The 11,583-nt window shown below is 63.3% G+C and carries 11 protein-coding genes; 6 read left to right on the forward strand and 5 right to left on the reverse strand.

The window, feature by feature from the left end:
• Positions 1-2: 2 nt before the first annotated feature.
• The 5 genes from dapE to map form a co-directional block, all read right to left on the reverse strand.
• Positions 3-1,175, reverse strand: coding sequence for a succinyl-diaminopimelate desuccinylase (gene dapE / locus DOM41_RS07620; protein ID WP_110686228.1), 1,173 nt, complete (start codon positions 1,173-1,175; stop codon positions 3-5).
• A gap of 23 nt (positions 1,176-1,198) precedes the next feature.
• Positions 1,199-2,233: a 2,3,4,5-tetrahydropyridine-2,6-dicarboxylate N-succinyltransferase gene (gene dapD / locus DOM41_RS07625; RefSeq protein WP_110686229.1), complete on the reverse strand. Its 1,035-nt coding sequence runs from the start codon at positions 2,231-2,233 to the stop codon at positions 1,199-1,201.
• A gap of 89 nt (positions 2,234-2,322) precedes the next feature.
• Complete coding sequence (locus DOM41_RS07630) at positions 2,323-2,670, reverse strand: ArsC family reductase (protein WP_110686230.1); 348 nt, start codon at positions 2,668-2,670, stop codon at positions 2,323-2,325.
• Positions 2,671-2,777: 107 nt separating this feature from the next.
• Positions 2,778-5,450, reverse strand: coding sequence for a [protein-PII] uridylyltransferase (locus tag DOM41_RS07635; protein WP_110686231.1), 2,673 nt, complete (start codon positions 5,448-5,450; stop codon positions 2,778-2,780).
• Positions 5,451-5,561: 111 nt separating this feature from the next.
• A complete protein-coding gene (gene map / locus DOM41_RS07640; protein ID WP_110686232.1) occupies positions 5,562-6,353 on the reverse strand; it encodes a type I methionyl aminopeptidase in 792 nt (263 codons plus the stop codon).
• Between the two features lie 349 nt (positions 6,354-6,702).
• Here map and rpsB point away from each other — a divergent pair, with 349 nt between their 5' ends.
• The 6 genes from rpsB (at position 6,703) to DOM41_RS07670 (ending at position 11,582) form a co-directional block, all read left to right on the forward strand.
• A complete protein-coding gene (rpsB, locus tag DOM41_RS07645) occupies positions 6,703-7,434 on the forward strand; it encodes a 30S ribosomal protein S2 (RefSeq protein ID WP_110686233.1) in 732 nt (243 codons plus the stop codon).
• Positions 7,435-7,610: 176 nt separating this feature from the next.
• Complete coding sequence (gene tsf, locus DOM41_RS07650) at positions 7,611-8,480, forward strand: translation elongation factor Ts (RefSeq protein ID WP_110686234.1); 870 nt, start codon at positions 7,611-7,613, stop codon at positions 8,478-8,480.
• Positions 8,481-8,652: 172 nt separating this feature from the next.
• Positions 8,653-9,399 (forward strand): UMP kinase, encoded by a 747-nt coding sequence (pyrH, locus tag DOM41_RS07655; RefSeq protein WP_110666983.1) that lies wholly within the window; start codon positions 8,653-8,655, stop codon positions 9,397-9,399.
• Positions 9,400-9,409: 10 nt separating this feature from the next.
• On the forward strand, positions 9,410-9,967 hold the full coding sequence (gene frr, locus DOM41_RS07660) for a ribosome recycling factor (protein ID WP_110686235.1): 558 nt from the start codon (positions 9,410-9,412) through the stop codon (positions 9,965-9,967).
• A 60-nt stretch (positions 9,968-10,027) separates the two neighbouring features.
• The gene (gene uppS / locus DOM41_RS07665) at positions 10,028-10,789 is read left to right on the forward strand and encodes a polyprenyl diphosphate synthase (protein WP_110686236.1); all 762 of its coding nucleotides are present in this window, start codon (positions 10,028-10,030) and stop codon (positions 10,787-10,789) included.
• A complete protein-coding gene (locus DOM41_RS07670; RefSeq protein ID WP_110686237.1) occupies positions 10,782-11,582 on the forward strand; it encodes a phosphatidate cytidylyltransferase in 801 nt (266 codons plus the stop codon). Before uppS ends, DOM41_RS07670 begins: the two co-directional genes overlap by 8 nt.
• Position 11,583 lies beyond the last annotated feature (1 nt).

The following is an 11,583-nucleotide window of genomic DNA, read 5'->3' on the forward strand; positions in this document are numbered from 1 at the left end:
CCTCAGGTAAGCAGCCGGACGAGAATGGTTTCGTAGATACGGCTCAACGTGTCGAGATCGTTGGCACGGATGCGTTCGTCGATCTGATGGATGGTTGCATTGACCGGCCCCAGTTCGATGACCTGGGTGCCGAGCGTGGCGATGAAGCGCCCGTCGGAGGTGCCCCCGGCGGTCGAGAGCGCCGGTTGCTGTGTCGAGACTTCTTGGCAGGCGCTCCGGGCGGCATCGAGTAGCGCGCCGCCCGAGGTCAGAAATGGCTTGCCGTTGAGCGTCCAGTCGAGGCGGTAGTCGAGACCGTGGTGCTCCAGGATCGCCTCCACCCGCTGCTCAAGCGCCTTGGCGGTCACCTCAGTGGAGTAGCGGAAATTGAACGTCACCTCGAGTGCGCCCGGCACCACATTGGTCGCGCCGGTGCCGCCGTGAACGTTGGAGATCTGGAAGCTCGTCGCCGGGAAGAAGTCGTTGCCTTCGTCCCAGTGCTCCTCGACTAGTGCCTGTAGTGCGCCCAGCGCCTGATGGATCGGGTTGCGGGCCAGATGCGGGTAGGCGACGTGCCCCTGGATACCGCGTACCTGCAGCACGCCGCCGAGCGAACCGCGGCGGCCATTCTTGATCACATCCCCCACGTGGCGGGTGGACGAAGGCTCGCCGACGATGCAGTACTCGAGGGCTTCGTTGCGCTCGCGCAGGCGTTCCACCACCGCGCGGGTTCCGTGGATCGCCGGCCCTTCTTCGTCCGCGGTAATCAGGAACGCCAGCCGCCCGTCGTGGTCGGGATGATCGGCAACGAAGCGCTCGACGGCCGTCACCATCGCCGCGAGACTGCCCTTCATGTCGGCGGCACCGCGGCCGCGCAGGAAGCCGGCTTCGTCGACGTGTGGCGAGAAGGGCGGCGAGGCCCACTCGCTCTCCGGGCCACTCGGTACCACGTCAGTATGACCGGCAAAGGCCAGCGTGGGGCCGTGCTGGCCTCGGGTCGCCCAGAAGTTGTCGATGCCGCTGATCGTCATCCGTTCGACGCTGAAGCCGAGGCGCTCCAGCCGCGCGATCATGAGTGCCTGGCAGCCGTGATCGTCAGGGGTCACCGACGGCCGCGCGATCAGCTCGAGGGCGAGCGCCAGTGTGGCCGAGTGGGCAGTGGACGTTGGCGCGGGCGTCGGGGACGCTTGAGTCATGTAGGGCTTCCGGTCGGCGCGAATCAATTGTGGGCGTGGAGCGCTTCGTTCAAGGCGATCGCACTCTTGTTGGTCAGGCACTCGACGCGCCCGCTCTGCGAATTACGGCGCAGCAGCAGATCGTCCTGGCCGGCCAGCTCGCGTCCGGCAACCACACCCGCGTCGTTTTTCTCATCGTCGAGTAGGGTGACCTTGGTGCCGGCCGTCACGTAGAGACCTGCTTCCACGGTGCAGCGGTCGCCCAGCGGAATGCCGATGCCGGCGTTGGCGCCGATCAGGCAGCCTTCCCCGACCTTGATGACGATGTTGCCTCCGCCGGAGAGCGTGCCCATGGTGGAGCAGCCGCCGCCGAGATCCGAGCCTTGACCGACGAACACGCCCGCGGCGATGCGTCCTTCGACCATGCCCGGACCTTCGGTGCCGGCGTTGAAGTTGCAGAACCCTTCGTGCATGACCGTGGTGCCTTCCCCGAGGTAGGCGCCGAGGCGCACGCGGGCGGTGTCGGCGATGCGGATCCCCTTGGGTACGACGTAGTCCACCATCTTGGGGAACTTGTCGACGCAGTCGACGGAGAGCGGGCGGCCAGCGAGACGCGCCTTGAGCTGGCGCCCCGGAAGTTCTTCGACGTCGATGGCGCCTTCGCTGCTCCAGGCGATGTTCTTGAGCAGACCGAACATGCCGTCCAGCTTGATGCCGTGAGGCTTCACCAGCCGGTGCGAGAGCAGATGCAGCTTGAGGTAGACCTCTGGGACGCTGGCCGGGGCGTGGTCTTCGGCGAGAAAGACCGCGACCAGCGGACGCTGCGAATCGGCGAACGTCTCGGCGATCTCGGCCTGGTCGACGAAGCCACCCTCGCGCAGTGCCAGTGCCAGGCTCGCGCAGTGCTCGGGCAGAAAGCTCACCGCTTCCGCGTCGCTACGATTCTCGTCATCACCGAGCGCCCCGCGCACGATCTCGACGAGCTTGGCATCAGGGCGGTACTGCGGTGCCGGATAGTAGACTTCGAGCCAGTCGCCCTGGCCGTTCTGGGTGCCGATTCCTAGCGCGAAGCTCAGCATCGTTAACTCCTGTCGTAGCGGTACGTCGTGAAAGAGGTGTCGGATCGTCTTCGGGGGAGCCGTCCGAGCAAGCGCGGCCCGGCGCCGGTTCAGTCGCTGGCCCCTGCGTAGACGCTGCGGTCCAGACCGACGATGAGGGCGTCGTCACGGGACAGCAGCGGACGCTTGATCAAGGTGGGATGAGCGAGCATCAGCTCGCGGGCCCGGTCGCTGTCGAGGGGATGTTTGTCGGCGGCGTCGAGCTGACGCCAGGTCGTGCTGCGGGTATTGAGCAGCGTCTGCCAGTCAACGCGGGCGAGAAAGGCGTCGAGCGTCGCGGCATCGAGACCGTCGTCACGCAGATCGTGATAGTCGAAGTCGACGTTGCGCGCATCGAGGAGACGGCGCGCCTTGCGACAGCTGTCGCAGTTTTTGATGCCGTAGAGCGTGGTAGTCATGACAGCCGATCGTCGCGGGTTCGAGGGCGCCGATTATAGGCGCGCGTCGACGGGGGCTCAAACCGGGACGTCCGAGGCAGCGCCCCGGCTAGCGTCCCGGACGCCCGTCATACGTCGAGCACTTCGCAAAGCCGTTCACGCAGGCGCGCCTGCGCGGCGGCATCGGTCAATGGTTGGCCCTGTTTGTCGGTAATGAAGAAAACATCCTCCACACGCTCGCCGAGAGTGGCGATCTTGGCGGCGGAGAGCGCGATGTCCTGCTCCATGAAGACCCGGCCGACGCGGGCCAGCAGTCCCGGGCGGTCCGGGGCGACGAGCTCGAGCGCGGTGCGCGCGTTGGCCGGATCCTGCTCGATGGTGACCTCGATCGGTACCTTGAAATGCTTGAGCTGTCGCGGCGTGTGACGCGTGACGATCTGCGGGTAGTCGTCCGGATCGTCGAGCTCCTCGACCAGATGGCGGCGGATATCCTCGAGGTTGGCCGGGTCGCAGATGGCATCGCCATTGTCGTCGAGGAGGATGAACGTGTTGAGCGTCCAGTCGTCGCTGGAGGTGGCGATGCGGGCGTCGTGAATGGAGAGCCCGAGCTGTTCGATCGCAGCGGCGGTGGCCGCGAACAGGTCATCCACCGACCGGGTATGAATGAAGGTCTTGGTGCCGCCCTCGCTGATCTCCTCGCTGGGTGCGCTGACCAGCACCAGTGGCAGCCCCGTATCATGGTGATCGAGAATGCCCTGGGTCTGCCAGACGATCTCCCCGGCGGTGTACTGCAGGAAGTAGTCCTCGCCGAAGGTTTGCCACAGCGTTTCGACGCGGTCGACATCGTCTCGGCTCGTTTCGAGCAGTGCCTTCGCTTCCTGACGGGTCTCGACGGCCCAGTCGTGACGGTCCACCGTGTTGTCTAGGCCTCGCCGCAGGACGCGGCGTGTCTCGGTGTAGAGCTGGCGCATCAATGAGGCGCGCCAGCCGTTCCAGAGCGAGGGATTGGTCGCACTGATATCGGCGACGGTCAGGGCGTAGAGATAGTTCAGGTGAATCTCGTCGCCCACCGTGCGGGCGAAAGCATGAATTATGTCGGGATCGGAGATGTCGCGCTTCTGGGCGGTCTTCGACATCAGCAGGTGCTGTTCCACCAGCCACGCGACCAGCCGGGTATCCCAGGCCGACAGATCGTGACGACGGCAGAAGTCGGCGGCATCGACGGCGCCGAGCAGCGAGTGATCCCCGCCGCGCCCCTTGCCGATATCGTGATAGAGCCCGGCGATCCATAGCAGTTCGAGCTTGGGCAGCTTGTGGATCACTTCACTGGCAACGGTGTACTCGTCGCTGTCGCGCTGGGTGCGGAAACGTTGCAGAAAGCTGAGCAGCCGCAGGGTATGGGCATCGACGGTGTAGACGTGGAAGAGGTCGTGCTGCATCAGGCCGACCGCCTCGCCAAACTCCGGCAGATACTTGCCGAGCACGCCATAGCGATTCATCCGCGAAAGCTGTGTCGGCACGTCGCCGCCGCTGCGCAGCAGCTCCATGAAGAGACACTGATGACGAAGATCGTCGCGAAAGCTGCTGTCGATCAAGTGACGATGATCGCGAATCTGGCGAATGGTATCGGCACGGACGCCTTCGATTTCCGGGTGCTGAGCCATCAGTAGAAACAGCTCGAGGAGCGCACTCGGGCGACGCAGGAACACGTTGGCATCGTGCAGTTGAATGTAGCCGCCCCTGATCTCGAAGCGCGGATTGATCGGGTGCACCTGAAGCGTTTCGCCGCCGCGGAGAATGACCTCATCGAAGTGCTGCAGCAGCATGTCATTGAGACCGGCGAGCGCAGTGACGTGGCGGTAGTAGGCCTTCATGAACTGCTCGACGGCGAGCCGTCCCTCGATGTCGCGGTAGCCGAAGAGCGTGGCCAGGGCCCGCTGGTGGTCGAACAGCAGCCGATCCTCGGCCCGTCCGGTCAGCATGTGCAGTGCGTAGCGGATCTGCCACAGAAACGCTTGTCCCTGGCTCAGGATGAGCAGTTCGGCGTCGTTCATGAAGCCCTGGGCGACCACGTCTTCGTAGCGCAACGGACCGAAATGGCGCTTGGCGACCCAGCCGATCATCTGGATGTCGCGAAGTCCACCGGGCGCGCTCTTGATATTGGGTTCGAGGTGGTACTCGGAGTTGTCGTGCTTGTGATGTCGAGCGATCTGCTCTTGCCACTTGGCTTCGAAGAAACTGGCGGAAGACCACATGCGATCGGTCGCCAGGCGCTTGCGCATGGCGTCGCGAAGCCGCTCCGGGCCCGCGATGGTGCGCGTCTCGAGCAGGTTGGTGATGACCGTGATATCGGCTTTCGCCTCGCGCTCGCAGTCATTGAGCGAGCGCACGCTCTGGCCGATCTCGAGGCCGATGTCCCAGAGAAAGGTAATAAAGCCGGTGAGCGATTCGCGAAACGGTGTGTCGTCGTCGGCCTCGAGCAGCAGCAGGAGGTCGATGTCGGAGCAGGGGTGCAGCTCGCCGCGACCGTAGCCGCCCGCGGCGAGCAGCGAAATGCCCTCAGGCCACTCAAAGCGCTCCCATGCCACCTGAAGCAGTCCGTCCAGACAGCGCGCCCGGCCGTAGACGAGGTCGCGGATATCGGTACCGTTGCGAAAGCGGGTGTCGAGACGCTCGCGAATGGTCTCGAGCGCCTGCTTATAGAGTGCAATGGGGTTGCGGCTACTGTTTGAGGCCTCGCGAAACGCTGCCACGTCGAAGAGGGAGTCGTCGGGCTGGAATCGGTAGTGGTGCAACAGCATGAAGGCGCGCGCTCCCGTTGGCGAGGCAGGGAAAGTGTCGGTCGACGATCATGCCGGGTGCGACGTGATGGCGCCAGTGCTCGCCGAGCGCACCCGGCGAGCGTCTACCGTTCAGGCAGTGAGAAAGGAGAGGTCTTCGTCGCTGCGCGCGGTCAGGACTTCGACGCCGTTGTCGGTCACCAGCAGCGTGTGCTCCCACTGGGCGGAGAGACTCTTGTCCTTGGTCACGGCGGTCCATCCGTCCTTCAACACCTTGGTGCGGTACCCGCCGGCGTTGACCATGGGCTCGATGGTCAGGCACATGCCGGCGGCCAGCTCGGCGTCAGCGTCGGCGGCGTACCCGTCGTAGTGCAGCACCTGGGGTTCCTCGTGGAAACCCGCGCCGATCCCGTGACCGCAGAAGTCGCGGACCACGGAGTAGCCGAAGCCTTCGGCATGCGCCTGAATGGCGCGAGCAATGGTCGAGAGCTTCACGCCGGGGCGAACTTCGGCCATACCTTTATAGAGGCACTCCTGGGTGATCCGGCAGAGGCGGTCGCCCTGGATGCTCTCGCCGACGACGAACATCATGCTGCTGTCGCCGTGGTAGCCGTCCGGCGTCTTCACGGTGATGTCGATGTTCATGATGTCGCCGTTCTTCAACTTCTTGTCGAAGTCCGGGATGCCGTGGCAAACGACGTGGTTGATCGAGGTGCAGATCGACTTGGGAAAGCCGTGGTAGTCGAGGCACGCCGAAACCGAGCCGAGTTCGTTGACGATGAAATCATCGCACAGCTTGTCCAGCTCGCCGGTGGTGACACCCACGCGAACGTGGGGCGTGATCATCTCCAGAACGGCCGCGGCCTGGCGGCCGGCTTCACGCATCTTCTCGATTTCGTCTGGGGTCTTGCGGGGAATGTTCATGCGTTCTCGCAGCGGGGTTCGGAGGGGGTCGCGCGGTGTCTCAAGGGCGACACAACGGGTCGCCCGAGTAGCGCTCGAGCGACCGGCGACTTCATCTTGTATGCGTTGTATGGTATAAAGCCGCGCGCTCGACTGCAATTCCCGTCCTGCAGCCGAATCAGCCGCTCGATGCGAGTCGAGAGGGTGCAGCGAGAAAGCTCGAGCCGACAGCGGCGGTCATCGTTCAGGCGGTGGGCGTCATTAAAAACACACACGCACCGACACATGGTCCCGGGTGCCGTAGCGGTTTCGCCGCGCGGTCGGATCCATGGGGTGTGTGGAGGCCTAACCCGATTCTCCAGGAGTCATCATGGCACAGGTAAATATGCGCGATCTGCTCAAGGCAGGCGCACACTTCGGTCACCAGACCCGTTACTGGAACCCGAAGATGGGTCAATACATCTTCGGTTCGCGTAACAAGATTCACATCATCAACCTCGAGCATACGTTGCCGGCACTGCTCGAAGCGACGGGTGTGGTTGAGCGTATGGCTTCTTCAAGCAACAAGATTCTGTTCGTCGGCACCAAGCGCAGCGCGAGCAAGATCATCAAGGAAGAAGCGAACCGTGTGGGTCAGCCGTTCGTCAACCATCGCTGGCTGGGCGGCATGCTCACCAACTTCAAGACGATTCGTCAGTCGATCAAGCGTCTGCGTGAGCTCGAGACGATGCGCGAAGACGGTACGTTCGAGAAGTTGACCAAGAAAGAAGTCCTGATGGCGACTCGCGAGCAGGACAAGCTCGAGCGTTCCATCGGTGGTATCAAGGAGATGGGCGGCCTGCCGGACGCGCTGTTCGTGATCGACGTCGACCACGAGCGCATCGCCATCAACGAAGCCAACAAGCTGGGTATCCCGGTCATTGGCGTCGTCGACACCAACTCCAATCCCGATGGCGTTGACTACGTCATCCCGGGTAACGATGACTCCATCCGCGCCATCCAGATCTACGTGCAGGCGATTGCCAATGCCTGCGCCAAGGCGAAGGAAGGCCGTCCCGACGAGTTCGTCGAAGTGGACGAGCCGAGCGAAGTCGCCGAGTAAGCCCGACGGCAATTCGAGCGAGTCTACACTGAGCAACCGCCGGCAAGGCGATCCGCATCGCCTGCGCCATCGAGCGCCGGTGTAGACCAAGGGGGCTCTAGAGCCCCCTTTTGCTACCTGGGGCGGCGCTTCGGCGTCTGCCACGAGACGAAACAGCGATATTCAGAGGGACAGTAATGGCAGCTATCAGCGCTTCTCTAGTCAAAGAACTGCGCGAGCGTACCGGGCTCGGCATGATGGAGTGCAAGAAGGCACTCACCGAAGCCGACGGCGACATCGAGCGTGCGATCGACGACCTGCGCAAGAACTCGGGCCTCAAGGCCGCCAAGAAGGCCGGCCGTACCGCCGCTGAAGGCGCGATCCTCACCCGCGTTGCCGACGACGGCAGCTATGGTGCGATGCTCGAAGTCAACTCCGAGACCGACTTCGTCGCGCGTGACGAAAACTTCACCAGCTTCGCTTCCAAGGTGCTGGACAAGGTCTTCGCGACCAAGTCCGAGGACATGACCGAGATCATGGATGCCGAGCTCGAAGACGCTCGCAACCAGCTGGTTCAGAAGATCGGTGAAAACATCTCCGTGCGTCGTGCAGTCGTGGTCGAAGCGCCGGAAGGCGGTGTCGTCGGCGCTTACGTCCATGGCGATCGCATCGGCGTGCTGACGCGCCTCACCGCCGGCAGTGCCGATGTCGCCAAGGACATCGCCATGCACGTGGCAGCGATCAATCCGGTCGTGGCGCGTCCGGAAGAGATGCCGCAGGAGCAGCTCGACCAGGAGAAGGCCGTCATTCTGGCGCAGCCGGACATGGCCGGTAAGCCGGCGGAGATCGCCGAGAAGATGGTCCAAGGCCGTCTCAAGAAGTATCTCGCCGAGAACAGCCTGACCGAGCAGCCCTTCGTCAAGGATCCGAACCAGACCGTCGCCGAATACGCCAAGTCGGCTGGCGGCGAAGTGCTCGGGTTCACTCGCTTCGAAGTCGGTGAAGGCATCGAGAAGGAAGAAGTCGACTTCGCTAAGGAAGTCATGGAACAGGCTCGTCGCAGCTAAGCGACATCTGTGCTGAGTCAGTTCCCCTTAGTGCCGGTGCGGTGGCCGACGTCGTCGGTCACCTCAACCGCCAATGGCGTGCGCGAAAGCGCACGCCATTGCGTATCCGGCAGATGAGAAGCGTCTTCGTCCGATCCCACCGACACGATCCGTCAAACCAGGAGAAACCGTCATGTCCGACGTCATCGACCGTCCGAACAAACCTGCCGAGAAGTCGAAGTTCAAGCGCGTTCTGCTCAAGCTTTCCGGCGAAGCGCTGACCGGCGAGCAGGAGTTCGGTATCGACCCCAAGGTGCTGGATCGCATGGCGCTCGAGATCGGGCAGCTGGTGGGGATTGGTGTTCAGGTCGGTATCGTGATCGGCGGGGGGAACCTGTTTCGCGGTGCGGCGCTTCACGCCGCGGGCATGGAGCGCGTCACCGGCGATCACATGGGGATGCTGGCGACGGTAATGAACGCGCTGGCGATGCGCGATGCGCTCGAGCGCTCCAATATCCGTTCGCGGGTGATGTCTGCCATTCCCATGAGCGGTGTGGTGGAACATTACGATCGTCGTACGGCCATTCGCTATCTCACCTCCGGCGACGTGGTGATCTTCTCCGCGGGTACCGGTAACCCCTTCTTTACTACCGACTCTGCAGCCTGCCTGCGGGGGATCGAGATCGACGCCGACGTCGTCGTCAAGGCCACCAAGGTCGATGGCGTCTACGACAAGGATCCGGTCACGCACGCCGATGCCACCAAGTACGAGCGTCTGAGCTACGATGACGTGCTGGACCAGAAGCTCGGTGTCATGGATTTGACCGCTATCTGTCTGGTACGTGACCATGATATGCCGGTGCGTGTGTTCGACATGACCAAGCCCGGGGCGCTGTTGAATCTAGTGGTGGGTGGTCGAGAAGGCACGCTGATTGATTGAGGTTTAGGACATGATCGACGATATCAAGAAGGACGCCGAAGGGCGTATGAAGAAGACGCTGGAAACACTCCAGTCGAACTTCCACAAGATCCGGACCGGCCGTGCGCATCCGAGCATTCTGGATGCGGTGACGGTCGAGTACTATGGCAGTGAAATGCCGCTCAACCAGGTGGCCAACGTCAACGTCGAGGACGCGCGCACCCTGAGCATCATGCCGTGGGAGCAGTCCATGGTCGGCAAGATCGAGAAGGCCATCATGACTTCCGATCTGGGGCTCAATCCGGCCACCAACGGTAACGTCATCCGCGTGCCGATGCCGCCGCTGACCGAGGAAACGCGCCGCAACTACATCAAGCAGGCTCGCGCCGAGGCGGAAAACGCCCGTGTGGCCGTGCGCAATGTGCGTCGCGATGCCAACGGCGATCTCAAGTCGCTACTCAAGGACAAGGACATCACCGAGGATGACCAGCGTCGCGGCGAGGAGTTGATCCAGAAGCTGACCGACAAGCATGTCGCCGAAGTCGACAAGCTGCTGGAGTCCAAAGAACACGACCTGATGCAGGTGTAAGTCCGGGCGACGTACCGGACCGGCGTGTGGCGCCGAATTCCACCTGGCTTGCGAGATACCATGACAGACATGCAGTCGCGCGGTGCGCAAGCGATGCCGTCGATGCCACGCCATGTGGCGATCATCATGGATGGCAACAATCGCTGGGCACGCGCTCGGGGCCTTTCCAGTGCCCAGGGGCATCGCGCAGGCGTCGAGTCGCTGCGCGCTGTCATTCGCTGTGCCGTGCAGCGTCGCATCGAGGCGCTGACGCTTTTTGCCTTCTCCAGCGAGAACTGGCGCCGGCCGAGCGCCGAGGTCAGCGCGTTGATGGAGCTTTTCATGCTCGTGCTCAAGCGCGAGGTCAAAAAGCTGCATGAGAACGATATCCGCTTGAGCATCATCGGCGATCGCCAGCGCTTCTCGTCGTCGCTTCAGCGCCAGATGGAGAAGGCCGAAGTCCTGACCCAGGACAACGGAGGGCTGCATCTGATTGTCGCCGCCAATTACGGCGGACGCTGGGACATCGCCGGCGCCGCTCAGCGTCTGGCCCAGCGCGTCGCTGACGGCGAGCTCGCACCCGCGGCCATCGACGAAGCAGCGCTGAACGACGAGGTCTGTCTTCACGGCGAACCGCCCGTCGATCTCTGCATTCGCACCAGCGGCGAGCAGCGCATCTCCAACTTTCTGCTGTGGCAGCTTGCCTATGCAGAGTTCGTGTTTTCGCCTGAGCTCTGGCCCGATTTCGACGCGGCGGCATTCGACGCCGCCATGGATGCCTTCCAGGGTCGCCAGCGCCGTTTCGGCATGACCCAACAACAGATCGAGGTGAGCGGTGCTTAGACAGCGCGTGTTGACGGCGCTGGTACTGGCGCCGCTGGTACTGGTAGGGCTTTTTGGCCTGACAGGGGCAAGCTTCGCCTTCTTCACTGCCATCGTCCTGCTGCTGGGTGCCTGGGAGTGGGCGCGTCTGGCAGGGTTCGATGCTCATGCACCGCGTCTTCTCTACGCGGCGGGCTTCGGGGCGCTGATGCTCGTTGCCTGGCAAGCCGGCTGGATGGACGATCAGTGGCCGCTCTGGCTTGGGGCGCTCGGCTGGCTCGTCAACGCCTGGTGGATTTCGCGCTACCCCGACGCCACGGCACAGTGGCAGCATCCGGCCATACGTCTGGCAATGGGCGGCTGGGTACTCTTTCCCTGCTGGATCGGGTTCCATCAGCTGCGTCAGGATGGCAGTGAATGGCTGCTGTTCGTTCTACTGCTGGTCTGGGTCGCTGACATCGGGGCCTATTTCGCCGGCCGGCGCTTTGGCCGGCGCAAGCTGGCCTCCCGCGTGAGCCCGGGCAAGTCCTGGGAAGGCGTCTACGGGGGGTGGGTCGCCGTGGCGCTGCTGTCGCTCGGCTATGCACTCTGGCTCGGGATGGGGCTCGCCGAGACGCTGGGCCTGCTGCTCGTCGCGGTGTTTGTCGCCTATGTCTCGGTCATCGGGGACCTGCTCGAGAGCATGCTCAAGCGCTTTCGCGGTCTGAAGGATTCGAGTCAACTGCTCCCCGGCCACGGCGGCATCCTCGATCGTATCGATAGCCTCACCGCCGCTATCCCTATCTTCGCCCTGATTCGGCCCTGGCTTGGCTGAC

The organism is Salinicola aestuarinus, assembly GCF_003206645.1.
Classification (GTDB): domain Bacteria; phylum Pseudomonadota; class Gammaproteobacteria; order Pseudomonadales; family Halomonadaceae; genus Salinicola; species Salinicola aestuarinus.

What these genes read in the sequence shown, in the direction of transcription:
- tsf (WP_110686234.1), top strand. Translation starts at nt 7,611, where the DNA reads ATGGCAGCTATCAGCGCTTCTCTAGTCAAAGAACTGCGCGAGCGTACC.
- uppS (WP_110686236.1), top strand. Translation starts at nt 10,028, where the DNA reads ATGACAGACATGCAGTCGCGCGGTGCGCAAGCGATGCCGTCGATGCCA.
- DOM41_RS07635 (WP_110686231.1), bottom strand. Translation starts at nt 5,450, where the DNA reads ATGCTGTTGCACCACTACCGATTCCAGCCCGACGACTCCCTCTTCGAC.
- dapD (WP_110686229.1), bottom strand. Translation starts at nt 2,233, where the DNA reads ATGCTGAGCTTCGCGCTAGGAATCGGCACCCAGAACGGCCAGGGCGAC.
- dapE (WP_110686228.1), bottom strand. Translation starts at nt 1,175, where the DNA reads ATGACTCAAGCGTCCCCGACGCCCGCGCCAACGTCCACTGCCCACTCG.
- pyrH (WP_110666983.1), top strand. Translation starts at nt 8,653, where the DNA reads ATGTCCGACGTCATCGACCGTCCGAACAAACCTGCCGAGAAGTCGAAG.
- rpsB (WP_110686233.1), top strand. Translation starts at nt 6,703, where the DNA reads ATGGCACAGGTAAATATGCGCGATCTGCTCAAGGCAGGCGCACACTTC.
- DOM41_RS07630 (WP_110686230.1), bottom strand. Translation starts at nt 2,670, where the DNA reads ATGACTACCACGCTCTACGGCATCAAAAACTGCGACAGCTGTCGCAAG.
- frr (WP_110686235.1), top strand. Translation starts at nt 9,410, where the DNA reads ATGATCGACGATATCAAGAAGGACGCCGAAGGGCGTATGAAGAAGACG.
- map (WP_110686232.1), bottom strand. Translation starts at nt 6,353, where the DNA reads ATGAACATTCCCCGCAAGACCCCAGACGAAATCGAGAAGATGCGTGAA.